A 21,380-nucleotide genomic window follows, 5' to 3' on the forward strand; every position below is an offset into this window, starting at 1 on the left:
TAAATCGGTGAAATCAATATTATATGAAAAAAGCAGAAATAAAAATAACCGTTGAGTTAGATGAAGGCAATAACCCAGATAATATACTTTGGGAGAGTACAGATGCTGGAAACGCTGATAAAGTGCCTGCAAAGGCGATGTTTTTATCGGTTTGGGACCACAATTATAAAAACACTTTAAAGATAGATCTTTGGACAAAGGATATGCCTGTTGATGAGATGAAACGTTTCTTCTACGAAACTTTGCAAACCATGGGCGATAGCTTTTTAAAAGCCACAAACGAAACGTTGATTGTTGAAGATTTACGTGATTACTGTGCCCACTTCGCAGATAAGATGGGGATTATTGAGGGACAATAGTTTGGTTCATTAGTCATTAGTCATTAGTCATTAGTCATTAGTCATTAGTCATTAGTCATTAGTCATTAGTCATTAGTCATTAGTCATTAAAAAATGCCAGACAAGTTAGCTATTAAACTATTAATCATTAACTTCTGTCATAAACAATTAACCAATTTAGACAGTTAACCGATTAACCAAAAAATATGTTAGTATTAAATAAATTCAGGGCTTGGTTAGGCATTTTGTTATGTATTATTGCAGGTTTCTGCCCAATGTTAAAAGTACCCATTAAAGGCAATTGGAATTTGTATCAATCAGATGCACGTTTGTTTTTGATCACTTATGCCATTATTGCCATTTCGGTATTGTTTCTGTTTATCAGAAAAGTTGGTGCCTTTAAGTTTATGAGTTTCGTAATGGCTATCTGGTATGTTTTAGCGGTAGTTGCTGTTTATTTTACTGCAAATAATTATACTAAATATGGCTTCGCCAATAAACTTATCGGTAAAGTTGTTCATTTCCAGTGGGGCTGGATTGTACTTTTGGTCGGTGTTATATTTATGCTTTTCAGTGTTAAACGTGGTGAAAAAATTACCGCTTAAGCTTTTTTGTGCAATTATGAGCTTAGCTGGTTTTAAAAACGTTAATCTGCGATAAAATAATCGTTGGTATCATCTTCCAGGGGAATATAGATTCTTTCCCATTCATTGCCTTCTATAACTTGCCAGGTGTGCCCTTCTCCGGCCGTATCATTGGCAATGAGTATAATCCCCGGCTCGATAATAAATGTTTCGCCATTGCTTACTGTAAACCGAAGTTTACCCTTAAGCGTAATTACGTATTGACGCCTTGGTGCAGGATGAGGGATCTTCTCTAAAGTTGATACATCGGTTTGGGCGAAAAAATAATTGGCATTGATATGTTGACGGATAGGGATTGTACCCGTTTCAAAAGCACACTTGTTATCTTCAATATTAATTAAACGGATGGCTTTTATATAATTTTTAGTTGTTTCGGCTTGGTCTGTATTCATCTGCAAAAAAAATAGGGTTTTAAAATTTTAATTCAGTTTGTCCTTTTTTGGCAACCTCACGTTCGTGTTGTAGTAGCCATTGCTTACGCCATAAACCACCTGCATACCCCACCAGTTTGCCGTTACTGCCAATTACCCTATGACATGGTACTACAATGGCAATATTGTTTTTTCCATTTGCTGCAGCAATAGCCCGTATCGCTAATGGATTGTGTGCAGAAAATTTGGCATATGAAGTGGTTTCGCCAAAAGGTATAGTCAGTAAATTCTGCCAGACCTCCTGTTGAAATTCAGTCCCTTTTTGCTTCAACGGGAAATCAAAATCCTTTAAGTCGCCTTTAAAATAATCATTTAACTGATTGGCTACCTTTACCGTAAGTGCGTTTTCTGATAATCCTGTAATATCCTTTTCAGCAAAAGTAATTACATGTACAAATTCGTCATCAGCTAAGATGGTTATTGTGCCAACAGGCGATGCTATAACTGATGCGTAGTTCATATCATAATTACTTTAACCACAGATTCTCACAGATGAACACAGATTGTTGTGGACATTTTTTTGTGTTCCGCACCTAATTTAGAGCTTTAGAACATTTGTGCTGCTACGAAAAAATGCCATCTGTGTTTATTCTCTTCATCTGTGGTTCAAAACTTTTTTCTGCCACCTAAACTTTAAACAAAATTACAACAATACAACAATTTAAGCGTGCAATATTTATCAATAAAAGTATCTTTGCGGTTATGCAATTGGCCAAAGAGGTTAAATATTTAATTCACAAGGAAGTATTGTTAGAGTGGCGCTCCAAATATACCATTAACGGTGTATTGCTCTATGTGGTTTCTACCATTTTTACTTGTTACCTCTCTTTTGTTAGCTTGGGCGATAAATTAACATGGAATGCCTTGTTTTGGATTATCATGCTTTTTGCCTCTATCAATGGCGTATCGAAAAGTTTTTTGCAAGAAACTAAAGGCCAGCAGTTGTACAGTTACATTTTGGCGAGTCCGGCAGCTGTTCTTATTTCAAAGATGATTTACAACGTGCTTTTAATGCTTGTTTTAACCACACTTGCCCTTGGTTTTTATATTTTGGTTTTTGGTACATATAATGACACGAATTTATTAATGTATTATCTAGCTATAGTACTAGGTGCAATTAGTTTCTCAACCGTTTTTACAATGGTTTCGGCCATAGCAAGTAAAGCCGGTAATGGTGGAATGTTAATGGCGATTTTAAGCTTTCCAATTATTATTCCCATTCTTATACTTTTAATTAGATTAGCTAAGAATGCTGTGGATGGTTTACCATGGGATACCAGTTATGATGAAATAGGCATGCTTTTAGCAGTTAATGCAGTTACGGTTGCAACCGCTTTATTGTTATTTCCTTACCTTTGGAGGGATTAAATTGGCCAATATAAATCAAAATAATTTATAAATAATATATGCGTAAAACGTGGTGGAAAATTTTGGGCTCCATATTGGTTTTGTATTCAACAATTGGAGGATTACTGATCGGTGTACCTAGATTGGCAATTTTGAATGAGACCATAAGAAATTTATACTTTCATGTGCCAATGTGGTTTGCCATGATTACACTATTTTCTATCTCAGTTTTTTATAGTGTTATGTTTTTACTTAAGGGTAAAGAAAGCTACGATACAAAAGCTGTTGAAAGTGTAAATGTAGGTGTGGTTTTTAGTATACTTGGCTTAATAACAGGATCTTTTTGGGCTAAATTTACCTGGGGGCAGTTTTGGAGTTTTGATGTAAAGCAAAATTTTAGTGCGATTGCCATATTATTATATTTTGCTTATTTAATTCTTCGAAATGCAATTGATGAAGAACAAAAAAGAGCAAAAATATCTGCCATCTATAATATCTTTGCTTTTCCTATGATGGTTGTACTTATTATGGTACTCCCAAGATTATCAGACTCATTACACCCTGGTAATGGTGGAAATCCTGGTTTTAACAGTTACGATTTAGATAGCAGAATGAGAGCCGTTTTATATCCGGCATTTATTGGCTGGTCAATTATTGGCTTTTGGATTTATACTATTCGTTTTAGATTACGTTCATTAGAAAACAAACAACAAGAAAACTAACATGAAGAAGACTCTTTYCTCCCTGATATTAATGATGGCCGCCATGCAATTATTTGCGCAGGATAATGGCGTAGAAATGGCTGATAGCCTTCGCAGCAATGGAAAGATATATGTTGTGGTAATATGTATCGTAATTATTCTTGTGGGTTTGTTGGCCTACCTGTTCTCAATCGATAAAAGATTAAAGAAAATCGAAAAAGAAAACCAAACTGATAAATAATAGCGTAAATACGATTCTGGTTAAAACCATATTAGGCTTTAATGGCTGGTAAGTAGCTATGTTTTAAGATTAAATTTGTTATTTTTTTGTGTTTATCTCATTGTAAAAGAGGTTTTTGCTAATTTTAAAAGCCCTAATTAAAAATACAGAGTAGTAACCACATAAAATACCTACATCACAGTATTGTTTTTTGGTAATTTATTGATCAAGTTTGGTTAGTTATAAATTAAATCAACGGGACGATTTAGGTTAAATTAAGAAGTGGTCAACACAATTGGTCACTTTTTTTATGTCCTGTTTTTTATTCGTATTTGCAATATTCGTAATATTGATCTGTTTTTTAGCTTCTATTTATTGAACGTTGCAACAAAAGGCTATTTTGAATATTTTTTTTATAAATTTTTTTAGATCAAAATAGCCTGTGTAAAACCTATAAAAATAGTCGTTTTTATGATGTAGGCTACCTAAGATATCTGCATTTAAACGTGTTTGGGTATGGTTTTTCGACAGTTTTCTCCAACGGGTATAAAAACTGTTGTTGAGCTAAAATAGAATGGTGTTTGCTTTACACTAAGTCTTTTTGCATTTGGATATGTGCAGTTTTTTTAGGCAATTTTGCACCGAAAACTTATTCAATATAAAAAATAAATAATGGCTAATCTAGCAGACGAGAACAAGTTCTTTGCAGATGTTTGTAAGAACTTTGACAGTGCGGCTCAATTCACCAATCATCCAGAAGGTTTATTGAACCAGATTAAAACATGTAATAGTGTGTATCGTTTCCAGTTCCCAATCCGCCGCGGAAACGGTTTTGAAGTAATTGATGCTTGGCGCGTAGAACACTCTCACCACATGAGCCCTACCAAGGGTGGTATCCGCTACAGTGAAATGGTAAACGAAGATGAGGTTATGGCGCTTGCTGCCTTAATGACTTACAAGTGCGCTATTGTTAACGTTCCATTTGGTGGCGCAAAAGGTGGTATTAAAATTAACACTAAACAATACAGTGTTGCCGAGTTAGAAACCATCACCCGCCGTTATACTACAGAATTAATTAAGAAAAATTTTATTGGCCCTGGTATCGATGTTCCTGCTCCTGATTATGGATCTGGCGAACGCGAAATGAGCTGGATTGCCGATACCTATATGACTATGAATCCTGGTCAGTTAGACGCTTTAGGCTGTGTAACTGGTAAACCAATTGCTTTACATGGTATCCGTGGCCGTAAGGAAGCTACAGGGCGTGGTGTTGCTTATGCCGTACGCGAATGTGTAGAAGTGGCAGAAGATATGGCTAAAATAGGCTTTAAAGCTGGTTTAGGCGATAAAAGAGTAATCGTTCAAGGTTTAGGTAATGTGGGCTACCACTCGGCTAAATTCTTGGCAGAATTTGGTGCTACCATTGTAGGTTTATGCGAATTTGAAGGTGCTATCTACAATGCAAACGGATTAAATGTTGATGAGGTTTTTGCACACCGTAAAAACACGGGTTCAATTTTAGGTTTCCCAGGCGCTAAAGATTTTAAAAATTCGATGGAAGGTTTAGAGCAAGATTGTGATATCATTGTTCCTGCAGCTTTAGAAAACCAATTTACCGAGCTAAATATCCGTAATATCAAGGCAAAAATTATTGCCGAAGGTGCAAATGGTCCAACAACGCCAGAAGCTGAAACAATTTTTACCGAAATGGGCGGTATCATCATTCCTGATATGTATTGCAATGCGGGCGGTGTTACGGTTTCTTATTTTGAGTGGTTGAAAAACCTTTCTCACGTGGCTTTCGGTCGTATGGAGAACCGTTATGCAGCTAATTCAAATGCAAATCTGATCAATACTTTAGAAAACCTAACCGGTAAAACGATCCTTCCTGAGCATCGTTTAATGATTGTTAAAGGTGCATCTGAAATGGAATTGGTAAACTCTGGTTTAGAAGACACTATGATCCATTCTTACCATGAAATCCGCGAAACATTAATGAACAAACCGGCAACTCAAACATTAAGAACAGCTGCTTTTGTAAATTCAATCGATAAAATTGCGGTTTCTTATATGAATTTAGGTGTTTGGCCATAATCAACTAATCGTCATTGCGAATCCCGATCCTTTATCGGAATGTGGCAATCTTATTATGAAGCCTTGCAGGATTAAAACTGCAGGGCTTTTTTGTGTCCAAGTTCGTTATCACAAATTCCGATTTGAATATTTAGCTGATCGTGTAAGCCATTTCTAGCTTTTTTGTTTTGGAAATAAATGGTCTGTATTGCATAGGGGCGGGTTGGCCCTGCTGTACCTCCTGCCAATTGAAGGAATTGGCATCCGTCCCATCAGGTTTAGAAACAAGGGGTAGTTGGCAAAGTGCACAAAGAGGATGACTATATCTGTTCTGAACCTGTTGAAGGACAGCGTTATTCCACGGGCTATTTAATCTATGCCAATCACCTTAAATCAACAAAAAAACAAAAAATGCTTTATAGTCCTTTCAATATTTGATAAAGCGAATTAATATCCTTATTCATCAATGTTAAGTTCCCGTCAAACCGCATCTGCTTTCCACCAATTAATTTTCCGATAACCTGAAGTGTTTTGTATGTTTTAAGATAACTGCTAAACTGAGCCATATTTGATTGTTTATGCAGCTTTTCAAAATTAATAAAGAAGTAGAAAAAATCTGGAGAGGGGGCGGGTACATTTTTGAAAGACATCTGTCTTTTTGTTCCGAAATAAAGCTTTTTGAGATCACTTTCTACGAAAACCTGATAGAGCGGAAATGCACTTTTGTTAACTTGGTTGCTATCTAAATTAATAATTTTTTGTTTGGCTAAATAATTTTTTAGACCATTTGCATCTGCATGTATAGCAATAGAGAATTGTGGTACATCTCTTTTTTGCAGACTTACTTTTGCTACTTTTTCAAAATCATCGTTATAATCATAAGTAACAATAGAATCTGTTTGTTGTATCGTACTTGACCAATTAAAATCTACACTGCCTTTATAATATTTTAATACACTATCGGCCTCAATGCTGAAATTCTTTGTTTTAAAAGCCCGATGAGTTATATTTTTGAAATCAGCATTTAGCCACAAACTGGCAATAGCATCTTTATTATGCCCACGGTTGCTCTGTGTATTCGTTGGGATAATCTCGTTGGCAGTAACCATATCGCTAAAATTAACTACTCCATTATCAAAATTAACAGATCCTTTATGTAATGCGGTTTCGAAAGCAATGTGCTGTACAGATTTTGCTGTATGCTTAAACCTGCTCTCGGTTACTTTTATAAAGTTTTTCTGGCTTAATATGTTCATCAAAGTTCCGTCAACATTTTCTATTTTAACCGATAACGAAACAGCGGCACTTTTACTGTCGTAATAAATAACCACATTACCCAGTTTCGATTTAGCGACATTTATACCCTCAGTCTTTTTAGTTATCTCCAAATGCAATAAATCTCTTAAAGTGTTTTCAAAATCATTGACATTCTTAACTTCAAATCGCGAAAAGTAAATTCCAGATTTGCCCTGTAAAGTATAGAAATATAAACTTGCAGGTATTTCTAAACCATTATTAAATTTGTCGGGCTTATTTGAGGTGTCCTTTTTAAAGTCAGATTTAAAATAATAGCCAGGGTTACTCACTATATTCGCGAAAAGTGTTTTGTAAAGCTCATCAACATTGATTTTTATTAAGCTCGTCGCATTTTTCGGAATTAAGGTTTGCTCGGCATCGTATCTCCTGTATTTAGAAACACCAACAAAAAAAATAAGCAGCAATAAAACTATTGCTGCTGTTATTTTTAAAAATTTCTTCATGGAATATGGTTAACTGTTTAAATCGGTTAACTGTAAACTGCCGACTGATAATTGCCAACTAAACTACTTAGCTGCATTTTCAATTAAAGAAAACAGATATTTCAATGCATTTTCATGTCCGTTCGGAATTTCTGCGCTAATATCTGCTGAAACCAGTCTGCCCTTAATCGGGTTCGATTTCATGTATACATTGCCCATTTTCTCTAAAGTGCTATTAAATTTCTTAGCGGTTTCTTCACCACCAATTTCCGAATCTGGTACTTTGCCCACCAGGTTTTTGGCATTAAACAGAAAACTGAAATTGTTTTTGCTCAATAGTTGTTTGTGCAGTTTACTTAATTTATTGCTGTTGTATTGATTGTTGCTAATGCCCTGCATTTCAGTTAACGAATTGCCGAAAAATACAATACCATCTTTAATCATAAAGTAAATATCAATCGGGCTTTTCTTTTCCAATATTTTATAAATGTTGTTCTCAACAGATACATAATTTTTGTTTACACCATATTTAATCAGTTTGTTAATCAATCTGTGATCTTCTGATGAAAACATAAAAAGGAAATCAGGCAATGTTTCTTTCTTGGTTTTAACTATTTCTTTTTGTTTGTAATCATCATCATATTCGTAAGTGGTATAAGTAACGTCTTTTGTGTTTAATCCATTAATTACGAATAACGCATCGCCTTTAATTACCTTGCTTACAGCTTCTTCATCTAGCAAAAGACTGAAGAGCTCAGTACCAAGATCAATTTCTTCATCCATTTTGCCCCCCAATAAAGAACCATAGGTTTGTTTCATTAATTTAGGGAATTCTTCCAGATAAGCTTTGGTATCAATCGAATAACTCATAAAACCGAGCGCTTTTTCGCTGTTTACATATTTCAAAAAGTTTTTGTTTAACTTTCTGTTCATGATTTTTTTATACGCATCTGCCTGTTCCTGCGCCAATTCTAAGCCTGTTGAGATGCGGAAACTCTTGTCGTCCATAAAAAGTTTCGCATTTAAACTGCCATAACCTTTCATTAACCCTGCTTTACCATAAGCACCAAATTCAGGAGAAATCGAATTATAAACATCTTGAAGGCTCGATACCCAAAGTTCTGCAATGGCTTTATTATCTAAACTTGCCGTGTATGATTTATTATTTTCGATAGACTCGTAACTGCCAGTGAAAATCTGATCAGCCTGGGCGGTCATCCAGGTAAAAGCCAATCTCTTTTTCTTTGCATCTTGTTCCAAACGCTCTTGTTGGTAGGCATCATATTGCTCATCAACAATACCATGAACAGGAGTCATGGCGCTCGCAGTATCGACTGCGAATTCTCTTGCTTCTCTGGATTCTTCAACATCTGAATCTATTCTAGCAACTTTTTTAGATTTTTTGGCCGTTTTCTTTTTACCGGTTTTTTTCGTTCCGGCAGTTTTTTTAGTATTCTTTTTAGCCGTCGATTTTTTCCGAACTTTTACTTTTTCAATAACCGGGGCATCAACTGCTTCTACCATAGGCTCATCTGTTGTTACATAAGCAGAGTCTACAGCCACAGCCGCGCTATCAGCAACTATTGCATCGTCACTTTGGAACCTTATATCTTTAATCCCATAACGTGCAGATTTAACTGAATCAGCAAAGAAAGATCCTTTTATGCTTCCGGTTACAAAATACAGCATGTTGTTGTTCCATTTAATAATGCTCGTGCTATCAGGCAAAACCATCGTACGGATATCGCCCTGCTGTGTAAACTTTTTCTCTTTGGTGTCAATCAGATTTTCGAATTTTTTAGCATCTTTTATCGGAATAAGAAAACAGTTATAGGTAATACTATCGCTTAACTGATTAAAGTAATACATGTTTTTCTCCAGGTTGATGCCGAAATCTTCTATACTGGTAAAACTTTTATCAAGTGATTTTGATGTTTCTGTCAATAATTTCTTGCCTACAAAAGATTCGTTAAAATCTTTTACAAACATCAATTTAAATACGTTATCGCCTTTAATTGTGGCAACTGTGAAGGCATTTGCAGGTATTTTCTTAATTAGATCCTGAGCCTTGGCCAGATTAAACGATAAGAAAAGAGCGATTGCAATTAGAATTTTTTTCATTGGATATAATTTGTTTTTTTAGCGGTTATGAAGCTATCAGGAGCAGATTCATCTCGGTTTGTGAAAGGTATGCTCCTGATGGTTTCATTAGATATTATTTTGGTTTTTAGCGGTTATGAAGCTATCATGAGCATATTCATCTCAGTTTGTGAACGGTATGCTCCTGATGGTTTCATTAGATATAATTTGTTTTCAGTGGAGATGAAACTATCGAGGATTACACGTTGGTTTCATTTTATTTAGATAGTTGTATAGAATTAGATACGTTAATTTTTCCGTTAATTAAATCCATAATGCTGCTTTTTAACATCACGGCTTTTTTAGATTTCGATACATTTGATGCCGGGTTGGTGCTACTTGTTACAACAGTTTCGAAACGATAGATGCTGGTGTAAGTTGCGCCGTTAAAAATTGCCTTGTCTTTTGCTTTTAATTTATTGAATTCTGTTTTAGCGCTACCTATTGCCTGATATTTTCGGCTAAAGGTTTTGGTGGCCTTGTTATAAGTATACGAGGAGGTGTTAGTAGCCTTAATTTTTTGCTGGGCAAGAATGTTTTTGGTAATATTATTGATATTTGAAACATCTTTAAAAGAAAAACTAATGGTTGCGATGTAATTATTAAAATCGCTCGTGCTTTTTACATTCGAAATTCCTTCCGATTTTCTTAAATAGGCCACTGCTTCATTTAATTCCTGTTGAATTTTTTGTTTGCTGGGCACTTTATAGTCTTGTACGCTATCCAAAAGCATTACCGAAGCCACTTTGGTTTTGCTCTGGCTTAAGTTTATGGTGAGTACCATATCGCCGGTTCCGTCGTTTTTCATGGCAATTTCTTCAATTACTTCAAAACAAGAGCTTAAAAAAGGTATCAAAACTATAAATAACAAAAGCGTATAAAACTGCTTTAATTTCATGTTAATCCGGTTTATGTTCTATTGTGGGATGTAAAAAAGGGATGATTACCTGATAAGCCAAACTTAACAATTTCAGCCCAAACTTTTAAATGATTTAAGATATTACTTAAGATCGGTTATAAATAGTGGCTTTTGAGAAAATATTTTACTTTAAAAATCAGATAATTGTCAATATAAAGACAAGAAAAATGTAAAAGAATGCTGGCTAAGCCGATTTTTCTATCTTTGTTGCCAGCTTTTACAACAAGTATAACCATGAAGAAAAGTGCAATCATTGGATTGATTACCATCGCAATTTCCGTAGGGATTTTATTTAGCTTGAACGCAAATACCGACACCTACTCTAATTTCAAACAGGCAACCCTTTCTGAGAAAGAAGAGCATGTTATGGGCTATTGGGTAAAATCGATGGGTACTTATTACGACGCCGTAAAAGACGCTAACCATTTTGCATTCCACATGAAAGATGAAAAGGGAGAAGTGAGAGAGGTAATTTACGCAGGTACCAAACCGCAGGATTTCGAAAAATCAGAAAAGCTTGTGTTAATCGGTAAGATGAACAAAGACAAGTTTTACGCGTCGAAAATTTTAATGAAATGCCCATCTAAATATAATGATAACCTTGTTGAAATTAATAAAGACGGTAAGGTTGACACGGTAGGTAAGTACGGCGAGAAAAAATATAACTAATTTTAATGGATATTCAATTTGTAGGCGAAAACCTGCTACCGGGTAAAATCGGGCAGTTTTTTATTGTGCTGGCGTTTAGTGCATCATTACTTTCAACAATCGCATACTTTTATGCCAGTCGCGATAAAAATTTAGAAGATAAATCTTGGCGTAACTTAGGCCGGATTGGATTCTTAGTTAATTTTAGCTGTATAATTGGTATCGGAGCAATTTTGTTCTACCTGGTATTGGGCCACTACAATGAATACAGTTATATTTATTGGCACTCTTCAAAACAACTTCCAATTCATTATATTATTTCTGCTTTTTGGGAAGGGCAGGAAGGAAGTTTCTTGCTCTGGGCCTTCTGGCAATCGTTTCTAGGTACTTTATTAATCTGGAAAGCTAAAACCTGGGAGCGCCCTGTAATGACAGTTGTGGCCTTCTCTCAAGTGTTTTTGACTTCAATGCTTTTAGGTGTAGAGATTTTGGGTGAGCGCATCGGAAGTTCTCCATTTATTCTATTAAGAGATTCCCTTGATCTAAAATCAATGGCTCCTGTAGTTTTCGCAAACCCTGAAAACTTCGCTAATTATTTAAAATTTATTACCGATGGCAGAGGATTAAATCCATTGTTGCAAAACTATTGGATGGTGATCCACCCACCAACCTTGTTTTTAGGTTTTGCCAGTATGATTGTGCCTTTTGCCTATGGAATTGCGGCACTATGGCAAAAACGATATAAAGAATGGATTAAACCAGCTATGCCTTGGGCGCTTTTTGCGGTGATGGTTTTAGGTACAGGTATTATTATGGGTTCTTTCTGGGCTTACGAAGCGTTAAACTTTGGCGGTTTTTGGGCTTGGGATCCTGTTGAAAATGCATCTTTAATTCCATGGCTAACCCTAATTGGTGCGGTACACGTAATGATTGCGTATAAAAATACCGGTCATGCTTATTTTACTGCAATTGCTTTAGTATTCTTAAGTTTCTTATTGGTGCTTTACGCATCGTTTTTAACCCGCAGTGGAATTTTAGGTGATACATCAGTTCACTCATTTACTGATATGGGTATGTTTGGCCACTTGATTTTATACAATGTTGTTTTCGCTGTTTTAGCGGTTGTGCTCATTGTATTAAGATGGAAAGAATTGCCAATTACCACCAAAGATGAAGAAACTTATTCTCGCGAATTTTGGATGTTTATTGGCGCTTTAGTTGTAACTATAGCTTGTATCCAGGTAATATTCTCCACCTCGGTACCCGTATTCAATAAGGCGTTTGGAACAAACTTTACTCCACCAATTGATGCTGTAAAATATTACAACCAATGGCAGGCACCTTTCGCAGTATTAATTACTTTGATTTCAGGTTTCTCTCAATATCTAAAGTATAAAAGAACCGATCCACGCAAATTTTATAGTAGCCTGGTTTCGGCAATTATTTTCTCCATTGTGTTAACAGCGGGTTTGGTATATGTGGCTAATATTTACACCAACACAATGTATATCCTCATCACCTTCAGCTGTTTATTCGCTGTGCTTTCAAATGCTGCGGTGTTATATCAGGCTTTCGGTGGCAAGGCAAAATTGGCCGGATCTGCAATTGCACACATTGGTTTTGCTTTCCTGATCTTAGGTGCATTAATTTCTGCAGCTACAAACAAACCTTTATCCATCAACGCGAATAATTTTATTCCGGTAAAAGATTTCGAGAAAACAGAAAAACCAGGTGAAAACATCATGTTATACAAAAACGAGCCTAAGAAAATGGGTAAGTACACTGTAACCTATGTAGCCGATACCACGGTAGCACCCAATACCATTTATACCCTTAATTTTAAAGTTTTAGATAAAGAAGGTAAGGTTAAAGAAGATTTTAACTTACATCCACATGTGCAGGATAACGAGAAAATGGGTTTAATTGCTTCTCCTGATACCAAGCATTATTTAACCTATGATGTTTACACCCACATTACCAGTGCCGCTATTAAAAAAGAATCGCACGATGATCACGAAGGTCATTCTGACGATGAAAATTATAAAACACCGCGTATTGTTAAGGTTTCAGTAGGAGATACCATTCACACCTCAAGCGGCATTGTTACGGTTAAGGATTTAAATAGAAAACCTATCGCAAAAGATTTAGTTTTAGGGCAAGGTGATTATGCTGTTGGTTTACCATTAGAGATTAATGCTGCCGGTAAAGTTTACAATACAGAACCTATTTTCTTGATCAAAGGAAATAACACTTTCGATTTCGCACGCAAGGTGGATGAATTGGATTTGAAATTCCGTTTTGCCAGGGTATTACCAGATGAGAAAAAAGTGGAGCTTCAGATTTTTGAAAAACCTCAGCAGGCTAAAGACTGGGTAGTTTTTAAAGCAATAGAATTTCCTTTCATCAATTTATATTGGGCAGGTACTATTGTAATGGTTGTTGGTTTCTTACTTTCAATTTTCAGAAGAAGAAAAGAGGCCAAAACCGCATAAAATCATGAAGATCGTTTTATTAGGTTCGGGAAACGTTGCCACACACTTAGCAAAAGCATTAAAAGCCAATGGTGAAGATGTGGTACAGGTGTACAGCCCAAACCTTAATAATGCAAAGTTATTGGCTGATTTAATAGCAGCTGAGGCCGTAAGCGATTTAAATGAGGTTAAACAGGACGCGGATTTATATATTATCTCAGTAAAGGACGATGCCATTGAAACCGTAGCTAAATCATTGAAAAATGTAAGCCGTTTGGTGGTGCATACCTCAGGAACTACCGATATTAATATTTTATCGTCGCAGGTAAAAAAAGCAGGTGTTTTTTATCCTTTGCAAACTTTTTCGAAAAGTAAAGAAGTTTCATTTGAAAATATACCGCTGTGTATCGAAGCGAACGATGAAAGTCAATTGGCGATTTTAAACAATCTGGCAACTAAAATTAGCCGTCAGGTGTACGAATTAGGTGGCGAGAAAAGAAAAGTATTACACCTTGCAGCAGTATTTGCCTGCAATTTTCCGAATCACCTATACGCTTTGGCAAATAAAATTTTAAGTCAGAACGGTTTGGATTTCGAAATCATCAGGCCGTTAATTGCCGAAACCGCCGATAAGGTAATGAGCAATCTGCCTGAAAATGTGCAGACTGGGCCAGCAGTGAGGGCTGACGAAAGCACTTTAAATAAGCATTTGAGCATGTTAAACGATATGCCCGAATTGCAGAACATTTATCAAACATTGAGCGATAGCATAAAATTAACGCTGAAATAGCATAATTACGGCTTCTGCTTATTACTTTTGCAAAATAATTATGAGCATTTTTAAACTAAAAATAAATTTTGAAGAAGCAGATCACGAATCTATTGAATTACCAATAGCTGCCGGTGAATCTGTTTTAGATGTTTGTCTGGATAACGGAATCGAATTACAACACAACTGTGGTGGTGTTTGTGGTTGCAGTACCTGCCATGTATACGTAACAAAAGGCATGGATAATATCGAAGAGATTTCTGATAAAGAAGAAGACTTTATTGATAGAGCTGTTCGTCCGAAAATTACTTCTCGCTTAGGTTGCCAATGTGTGGTGATTAACGGCGATATTGAAGTTACCATTCCAGATCAGTCTGACTTTATGGGACACTAGTTAGTCTGGAGTCCAAAGTCTTCAGTCGGGAGTCGATTAGCCGATTTAAACAGTTAACCGATTAACCAATTCAAACAATTAACCAACAACAAAACAACATGAATAACGATAAATTTGCTTTACCTTTTTACTGGAACGATTACGAAGATATTGCAATGTCTTTATATGAGAAATTTGGTGATGATTTTACAGAAGCCAAAATCTACCGTATCCGCTTTACCGAACTTCTAGAGTGGGTTTTAGCGTTGCCAAACTTTAAAGGCACCCGCGAAGAAAGCAGTGAAGGTCATTTAGAGCAAATTCAATCTGCCTGGGTTTACGAGTGGAGAGATAATCAATAATTAGTCCTGAGTTCGGAGTCCTCAGTCGAGAGTCGGCACCGAGCGCTTAACCCTAAACGCCAAACGTGCGAATGTTTTTACAGAAACTAAAAGAGATCACCACTTTCATTTTTGATGTAGATGGTGTGCTTACCGATGGATCAGTTCAGGTTACTGATAATGGCCAGTCGTTGCGCACTTTTAACATTAAAGATGGCTATGCCATGCAGTTGGCCGTTAAGAGAGGATATAACATCTGTATTATATCTGGTGGAGATGGTATTGCCATGGGGAAGCGTTTTTTCAATCTGGGTGTAACCGATGTTTTCCTCGGTACGGGAGATAAGGTGGCCATTTTTAATCAGTATCTTCAGGATAAAAACATTGCTGCAGAAGAAGTGCTTTACATGGGCGACGATATTCCTGATTTAAAAGTAATGAAACTTGTAGGGCTTCCAACCTGCCCGGCTGATGCCGTAGCAGAAATAAAAGCGATATCTACATTCATTTCTCCTTACAATGGAGGCAAAACCGCTGTCCGCGATATTATCGAAAAAGTAATGAAAGTACAGGGCAGATGGCACGATGAAAATCCAAATGCTGCCGATTCGGGGATGTAATTAGTTCAATAGTTCATTAGCCATTCGTTCATTGGTAGGAAGTCTCTAAGCGGATTGTCTTCCTGAACAAATCGACAGCTACCAAGAGCCGTCTTCCTGAACTTGTTTCAGGATCTTTTCGTCATCCATCCAAATAGCTAATTAACTTAAAGATTTCTCCATTTCGCTGTGCTCCAGTCGAAATGACGGCCCAAGTTATAGTCATCCCTGAGCGGAGTCGAAGGATCTTTTGCGATCCGTCACCCTGAACTTGTTTCAGGGTCTTTATCAGCCAGATAATTTAAGCCCTCCTAAAAAAATATCATTCTGCATGTAAGATTCTGAAACAAGTTCAGAATGCCGGTAACTCCAAATAAGATTATAAATCTCAGACATTAAAATTTGCAATACATCAGATTATGTGCGAAATTTACGTTAACAAATTAATCAATCGATTGATTAATTTGTTAACGTAAAAAATGTTAAATTTAATCACATGAGCACATATCTTGTACCAGTAGATTTTTCGAACACAGCAGATCACGCAGCCCAATATGCCGCCAGGCTGAGTTTTGCGATGACGAACTCAAAAATTATACTGCTTAATGCCTATTATGTTTCAGAATACGAAAGCATTTTGCCAACACCCGATTTAATTGTTACCACAGATGCTCATATCGCTGATGAAATTACGAGAAGGCTCGAAGCACTGGAAAAACTTAAGGTAAAAATGCTCGGGATCAATCCGAAGGCTGAAGTAGAAATTTACCTCACTAGAGAAACACTCCTGCGTTCTATCATCGATCGGGTAAATAGGGAAGAGATCGAACTCATTATTATTGGTAGTAACGGTAAAAAAGCGAAAGACGAAAGTGATATCGGCTCTAATGCGATCAAAATTTCTAAATCAAGCCCGGTTCCGGTTTTGGTTGTTCCGCCTAAGGCCGATTATCAATCAATCCGTAAAGCCATTTTGGCCTGCGATTTTAGAAAGGTTAAAGAGGTGATTCCCATGCACGCACTTAAAAATATTTTAAGCAAACATGCTTTAGAACTTTTGGTGCTTAATATTAACTCTGGTGATGTTATTGATTTGAAGGAAGAGCACTTTTTACACGAAATGCTCAAAGATTTTTCTCCCGCTTATCACTATGCGGATCATCCTGATGCAATTAAAGGAATAGTAAAATTTGCTAAAAATGAAGAAGCGCAGCTGATTATCGCATTGCCCAAAAAATATAGTTTTTTCGAAAGTTTATTGCATGAAAGTGTATCTCAAAAATTGACCATTAAATCACATGTGCCCGTGTTATTGCTAAAAGATTAACTGTTTTAATCTGCAACAGCTAAGTTACATTTACAGATTAAACTTTCGTCTTTTTGCACACTCCAACTAGCTCAATTTTCAACCAAAAACAACAAAAACAACATGAAAAAATTAATGATGATTTGCGGATTAATGCTAGGTATAGCTGGTTTCGCTAACGCGCAACAAGGTGGTGGACAAGGCAGAATGATGATGAAGCCTGAAGAACGCGTAAAACAGTTAGACGAAAAATTAAAGTTATCTGATGATCAAAAAACAAAGTTAACCACTGTTTTTACTGAGCAGGCGGAAACCATGAAAAAAATGCGTGAAGAAATGCAAGGTGGTGGCGATAGAGATGCAATGAGAGAGAAAATGCAAAAAATGCGTGCTGATAATGATGCAAAAGTAACTGCAGTATTAACAGACGATCAGAAAAAAACTTACGAAGCTTGGCAAAAAGAGCAACGTGCTGAAATGGAAAAACGTAGACAAGGTGGTGGAAATAACTAATCTTGGTAAAATATCAAATAAGAAAAGCGGCTTTATGTCGCTTTTCTTATTTTAGCAGAAAAATAAAATATGCCTGCCAATTTCCCTCCCATTATTTTAGCATCTAAATCGCCACGTAGACAAGAGCTTTTAACGCTTATGGGCTTAAATTTTAAAGTAGAACTAAAAGATGTAGATGAAAGCTACCCATCGGATTTAAGTCCCGCAGAAATTGCCGTTTACATTTCAGAACAGAAGGCTAAGGCTTTTACTGCTAATGGTGAAATAGTGATTACAGCTGATACCATTGTAGCCTTAAACGGAGAAATTTTAGGTAAACCTGAAGATAGGGCGCATGCACAAGAAATGTTAAAAAAGCTATCGGGAAGCAGGCATGAAGTTTTTACAGCTGTAACTCTTGTTAAAGGCGATAAAATTCATTCGTTTTACGATAGGACAGCGGTTTACTGTAAATCTGTTACAGCCGAGGAAATTGATTTCTACATTGATAATTATAAACCTTTTGATAAGGCTGGGAGTTATGGCGTGCAAGATTGGTGGGGTATCGTAGTAGTACAACGGATTGAAGGCTCTTATACTAACGTAATGGGCTTACCAACAGAAAAGCTATACAACGAACTGTTGAAGTTTATTTAAAACCTCTTGTGGAATTCTCCTGAAAGTTTCATCATCTCTAAAAACAACCACGATGAAAACGAGAATTAACGAAGTTACCATAGCCGAGCCATGTTTGCAGAACTGGGATGAAATGGATAAAGGAGAGGGCTTTAGTTTCTGTAAAACCTGTAGCAAGAATGTAATTGACTTTTCGGGCTATACCAATGCCGAAATTATCAGTGTATTGGCTGGAGCCAGTTCTTCTGTATGTGGCCGTTTAAGCAAAACCCAATTAAACCAACTTAATTATCATTTGTCCATTGTTCCAACAAGCAATAGAAACTGGATGAAATATCTTGGTGTATTGGCTATTGGCATGAGCATTTTTGTAATGGATGCCAGGGCAGAAAATTTTAAAACACCAATCGAAATAACAAATAGTATAAATAAGAGAACCGATGTTACAAAACCGGTTGTACCCAAAAAAATATATGGCTATGTTATTGGTGCAGATAATAAACCCGCTGTTGGAATAAGGTTAGTTATTGTAAATACAGGGTTTTTCGCACTCACTGATAAAAATGGGCGGTATGAAATTACTTTAGATGAGAAATTTGATGTCAAGAATAACCAATTGGTGGTTGATAGCATTCAGTATCGCGCTTTTATTACACTCAATTTTTCAGATGAAAAACAAAACAATCTTACGCTTAAAAAAGCTGAACCCATGATTATGGGCGAGATAATGATTGCACCTAAAAAGAAATAACTTAAATTATATAGGCTAAACTCTCAATGATCCATATCCTGTATGGATCATTTTTTATATCAGGCTGGCCAAAACACCCATCTTTAAATCGTAAGTAGAAAGCGTTAAGCGGTTTATTTTACATCGGCCTAAAACATAATTGGTAATTAAAGCCGCAATCACAATCATATCTATCCTTAAAGGGATCATTCCAGGCATTTCCGCCCGTTCTTTATGCGTAGCATTGAGTAGTTTGATCGAAGTTGCAATGTAGTCGTCGAAATTGAATGCGAAAGTTTTGGCAGTGTTAATATCCGCTTTTAAGCTGTTTTTTCTAATAATAAGCTCGGCAAATGTTTCGAATGCCCCAGCAGATCCGATTAAAATTTCTGGATGGTATTTTTCACAGATTTCGAAAAGATCTGCCAGTTGATTTTGAATGTGAAATAAAATGGCATTTTTCTCCTCGTCGGCTATGGGATCTGATTTAAAGAATTGCTGCATTAAACGTGCCGCCCCAATGTTATAACTTTTCTTCCAGATCAGTTTTTCGGGATCGCACAGGATAAATTCAACACTTCCGCCGCCTATATCCATAATCAAAGATATCTCTGTAATTGCTCCGCTCAGTTTTACACCTTGGTAAATTAATTCAGCCTCTTCATCGCCGCTAATCGTTTCGATGCTTATTCCAGTTCTTTCTTTTACAGCATCAACAAAATCTTGCCCGTTTTCTGCGCTTCTAACCGCCGAAGTAGCGGTAGCCCTTAGCTCACTAACCTGATATTCAGCCATTGTATGGCTAAACGTTTCAAGGCAGTTCACACCTCTTTCAAAGGCTGCAGGAATGATAATATTGTCGTTAATTCTTCCTTCGCCCAATTTAACAGGCACATTGGTTTTGTATAAAATTTCAGGCTGATTTCCTGTTATTTTAGCAATAAGCAAGTGGAAAGTGTTCGTGCCCAGGTCGATAACAGCAATGCGCATAGTTTATAATTTTGTGTTTTGGAAAGCTTTACAACGGTTCTTTGGTAACTATTTCCTGCTATCCATTAAATCTCGTTATTGTGGGTGCTAAATTAAGGGTAGTAGAGTTAAATACCATAGCTATCAGGCTTATTTTATTCAGGTTTGTCGGTTTAGGTAAAAATAACAGTGTCCTTTAAGCGGTAAATCGCTGCCTTTATTCCCGTGGTGAAAGATGGTAACATCTGACCTCACAAAATAAACCTATTTCACTAAATCCTGCAATTGTTTCGCATTATGTAATGCTCCAACTCCCCAGGTATTGTTAAAATATACAAAAATTTCGCTTTCTGTATCCTTGATCTGATTTTTGAAATCCTTAATTACATTGATGTCGTATTCTGATTTGTAAAGCACAGGCTTCCCGTGAAAACGGTAATACACAGTTTCTGCATTCTGAATTGCATCATCACGTAGGGCAGAAGGGTAGCTTTGACCGCTAAATATGATGTTTTTTTGAGCGAGGTTTTTATAAATTTCTTCATCAAACCAACTGATGTGACGAAACTCTACCACATTTTTAAAATCAGGTCTTAAATTTTCGATCAACAGATTTAACCGTTCTACACTATAATCAAACTTTGGCGGAAACTGAAACAGTACACAGCCCAATTTCTCTTTTAACCCAATTTGAATGGCCTCGTAAAAATCGTTTATGAGTTGCTCGCATTCATTGAACTGTTTATAATGTGTAATCAGCCGGGGTGCCTTAATTGTAAATAAAAAATCACCCGGACTTTCACTATACCATTTATCGAACGATTTTTGCGTTGGCATTTTATAAAAAGTAGAATTGATCTCTATTGTATTAAAGTGCTCGCAATAATACTTAAACCAATCTTTTTGTGCCAAACCTTTTGGGTAGAAAATCTCTTTCCATTCGCGATAATAGAAGCCTGAGCAACCAATTCTCCATTTCATGTATAGAAAACAGACTATAAATGAAAAGGTTTATTATCCGTTATAGATTGCACTGAAAATAATTAATGAGATACCAATATAGCCGGATAACTTTAAATAGAAATTATTTCTCTTAGCTACAAAACCTATTATTAACATAATTAACAGGTAGAAAATTGAAAGTGTTAAAAATCCAGCAAACGGGGAATGATTGTTTTTTAATTGCGATTCTTTTTTTGTCGAAGCAAAGAAAATCTCAATCAGGACCGGAGAAATCCAACCGATTAAATACAATGCAAATATTACCGATGCTATTGGATACTTTCTGAAAGCGGTAGTGAGTTCGTTCATGTTTTGGGATTAATACCTGTTATATGGATATGGTAACCCAAAAACAAACTAAAATACCCGTGGTGTCAGATGGTAACATCTGATACAGAGAAATGGATTATCCATGTTTACTGGGATATTTCTTATAGTCAGGTGGTAACATCTGACTTCACTAAAGCATGGGTTTTGGTATGATGCTTTATAT

At 36.2% G+C, this 21,380-nt stretch carries 24 protein-coding genes; 16 read left to right on the top strand and 8 right to left on the bottom strand.

Features of this window, described 5'->3' with window-relative positions; translation table 11 throughout:
* Positions 1-23: 23 nt before the first annotated feature.
* Both gldC and AC1DNH_RS15370 read left to right on the top strand, forming a co-directional pair.
* Positions 24-359, top strand: coding sequence for a gliding motility protein GldC (gene gldC / locus AC1DNH_RS15365; protein ID WP_057932380.1), 336 nt, complete (start codon positions 24-26; stop codon positions 357-359).
* A 185-nt stretch (positions 360-544) separates the two neighbouring features.
* Positions 545-943, top strand: a complete 399-nt coding sequence (locus AC1DNH_RS15370) for a hypothetical protein (protein WP_477584730.1) — start codon at positions 545-547, stop codon at positions 941-943.
* 41 nt (positions 944-984) lie between these two features.
* On the opposite strand, the gene AC1DNH_RS15375 is transcribed toward AC1DNH_RS15370, so the two are convergent.
* Entirely contained in the window at positions 985-1,374 is a 390-nt protein-coding gene (locus tag AC1DNH_RS15375; protein ID WP_029275368.1) for a cupin domain-containing protein, read from the bottom strand.
* Between the two features lie 19 nt (positions 1,375-1,393).
* On the bottom strand, positions 1,394-1,873 hold the full coding sequence (locus AC1DNH_RS15380) for a methylated-DNA--[protein]-cysteine S-methyltransferase (RefSeq protein WP_477584731.1): 480 nt from the start codon (positions 1,871-1,873) through the stop codon (positions 1,394-1,396).
* Between the two features lie 242 nt (positions 1,874-2,115).
* On the opposite strand from AC1DNH_RS15380, the gene AC1DNH_RS15385 reads away from it, so the two are divergent.
* From AC1DNH_RS15385 to AC1DNH_RS15400, 4 genes are all read left to right on the top strand, one after another.
* Positions 2,116-2,781, top strand: a complete 666-nt coding sequence (locus AC1DNH_RS15385; protein WP_477584514.1) for a heme exporter protein CcmB — start codon at positions 2,116-2,118, stop codon at positions 2,779-2,781.
* 38 nt (positions 2,782-2,819) lie between these two features.
* Positions 2,820-3,482, top strand: coding sequence for a cytochrome c biogenesis protein CcsA (ccsA, locus tag AC1DNH_RS15390; protein ID WP_477584512.1), 663 nt, complete (start codon positions 2,820-2,822; stop codon positions 3,480-3,482).
* A 1-nt stretch (position 3,483) separates the two neighbouring features.
* Positions 3,484-3,702: a CcmD family protein gene (locus AC1DNH_RS15395; protein ID WP_477625489.1), complete on the top strand. Its 219-nt coding sequence runs from the start codon at positions 3,484-3,486 to the stop codon at positions 3,700-3,702.
* Positions 3,703-4,353: 651 nt separating this feature from the next.
* The gene (locus tag AC1DNH_RS15400) at positions 4,354-5,775 is read left to right on the top strand and encodes a Glu/Leu/Phe/Val family dehydrogenase (RefSeq protein WP_029275363.1); all 1,422 of its coding nucleotides are present in this window, start codon (positions 4,354-4,356) and stop codon (positions 5,773-5,775) included.
* 395 nt (positions 5,776-6,170) lie between these two features.
* Here AC1DNH_RS15400 and AC1DNH_RS15405 read toward each other — a convergent pair whose 3' ends face one another.
* The 3 genes from AC1DNH_RS15405 to AC1DNH_RS15415 all read right to left on the bottom strand — a co-directional run bounded on the left by AC1DNH_RS15405 (position 6,171) and on the right by AC1DNH_RS15415 (position 10,530).
* Positions 6,171-7,514, bottom strand: coding sequence for a hypothetical protein (locus tag AC1DNH_RS15405; RefSeq protein WP_477625490.1), 1,344 nt, complete (start codon positions 7,512-7,514; stop codon positions 6,171-6,173).
* Positions 7,515-7,577: 63 nt separating this feature from the next.
* Complete coding sequence (locus tag AC1DNH_RS15410; RefSeq protein WP_477625491.1) at positions 7,578-9,614, bottom strand: hypothetical protein; 2,037 nt, start codon at positions 9,612-9,614, stop codon at positions 7,578-7,580.
* 235 nt (positions 9,615-9,849) lie between these two features.
* Complete coding sequence (locus tag AC1DNH_RS15415) at positions 9,850-10,530, bottom strand: hypothetical protein (RefSeq protein WP_477582582.1); 681 nt, start codon at positions 10,528-10,530, stop codon at positions 9,850-9,852.
* Positions 10,531-10,785: 255 nt separating this feature from the next.
* On the opposite strand from AC1DNH_RS15415, the gene AC1DNH_RS15420 reads away from it, so the two are divergent.
* The 10 genes from AC1DNH_RS15420 (at position 10,786) to AC1DNH_RS15465 (ending at position 18,937) form a co-directional block, all read left to right on the top strand.
* A complete protein-coding gene (locus AC1DNH_RS15420) occupies positions 10,786-11,220 on the top strand; it encodes a cytochrome c maturation protein CcmE domain-containing protein (protein ID WP_477582580.1) in 435 nt (144 codons plus the stop codon).
* A gap of 5 nt (positions 11,221-11,225) precedes the next feature.
* The gene (ccsA, locus tag AC1DNH_RS15425; RefSeq protein ID WP_477582578.1) at positions 11,226-13,691 is read left to right on the top strand and encodes a cytochrome c biogenesis protein CcsA; all 2,466 of its coding nucleotides are present in this window, start codon (positions 11,226-11,228) and stop codon (positions 13,689-13,691) included.
* A 4-nt stretch (positions 13,692-13,695) separates the two neighbouring features.
* Positions 13,696-14,460: a Rossmann-like and DUF2520 domain-containing protein gene (locus AC1DNH_RS15430; RefSeq protein ID WP_477609124.1), complete on the top strand. Its 765-nt coding sequence runs from the start codon at positions 13,696-13,698 to the stop codon at positions 14,458-14,460.
* A 40-nt stretch (positions 14,461-14,500) separates the two neighbouring features.
* Positions 14,501-14,833: a 2Fe-2S iron-sulfur cluster-binding protein gene (locus AC1DNH_RS15435; RefSeq protein WP_029275355.1), complete on the top strand. Its 333-nt coding sequence runs from the start codon at positions 14,501-14,503 to the stop codon at positions 14,831-14,833.
* A 98-nt stretch (positions 14,834-14,931) separates the two neighbouring features.
* Positions 14,932-15,174: a Fe-S cluster assembly protein IscX gene (gene iscX, locus AC1DNH_RS15440; RefSeq protein ID WP_057932363.1), complete on the top strand. Its 243-nt coding sequence runs from the start codon at positions 14,932-14,934 to the stop codon at positions 15,172-15,174.
* Positions 15,175-15,245: 71 nt separating this feature from the next.
* Complete coding sequence (locus tag AC1DNH_RS15445) at positions 15,246-15,773, top strand: KdsC family phosphatase (protein ID WP_215125761.1); 528 nt, start codon at positions 15,246-15,248, stop codon at positions 15,771-15,773.
* Between the two features lie 475 nt (positions 15,774-16,248).
* Positions 16,249-17,079: a universal stress protein gene (locus AC1DNH_RS15450; RefSeq protein ID WP_477579239.1), complete on the top strand. Its 831-nt coding sequence runs from the start codon at positions 16,249-16,251 to the stop codon at positions 17,077-17,079.
* Between the two features lie 102 nt (positions 17,080-17,181).
* Complete coding sequence (locus tag AC1DNH_RS15455) at positions 17,182-17,571, top strand: Spy/CpxP family protein refolding chaperone (RefSeq protein ID WP_086545265.1); 390 nt, start codon at positions 17,182-17,184, stop codon at positions 17,569-17,571.
* 69 nt (positions 17,572-17,640) lie between these two features.
* Positions 17,641-18,207 (top strand): Maf family protein, encoded by a 567-nt coding sequence (locus AC1DNH_RS15460; protein WP_477609122.1) that lies wholly within the window; start codon positions 17,641-17,643, stop codon positions 18,205-18,207.
* A 52-nt stretch (positions 18,208-18,259) separates the two neighbouring features.
* Positions 18,260-18,937, top strand: coding sequence for a peptidase associated/transthyretin-like domain-containing protein (locus tag AC1DNH_RS15465; protein WP_477579243.1), 678 nt, complete (start codon positions 18,260-18,262; stop codon positions 18,935-18,937).
* A gap of 54 nt (positions 18,938-18,991) precedes the next feature.
* On the opposite strand, the gene AC1DNH_RS15470 is transcribed toward AC1DNH_RS15465, so the two are convergent.
* From AC1DNH_RS15470 to AC1DNH_RS15480, 3 genes are all read right to left on the bottom strand, one after another.
* Positions 18,992-19,906: a Ppx/GppA phosphatase family protein gene (locus tag AC1DNH_RS15470; protein WP_477579245.1), complete on the bottom strand. Its 915-nt coding sequence runs from the start codon at positions 19,904-19,906 to the stop codon at positions 18,992-18,994.
* Positions 19,907-20,149: 243 nt separating this feature from the next.
* Entirely contained in the window at positions 20,150-20,866 is a 717-nt protein-coding gene (locus tag AC1DNH_RS15475; protein ID WP_477579247.1) for a DUF72 domain-containing protein, read from the bottom strand.
* Positions 20,867-20,899: 33 nt separating this feature from the next.
* Positions 20,900-21,196: a hypothetical protein gene (locus AC1DNH_RS15480; RefSeq protein ID WP_477625492.1), complete on the bottom strand. Its 297-nt coding sequence runs from the start codon at positions 21,194-21,196 to the stop codon at positions 20,900-20,902.
* Between the last annotated feature and the right edge of the window lie 184 nt (positions 21,197-21,380).

The sequence above is a fragment of the Pedobacter sp. 01N310 genome (assembly GCF_056399805.1).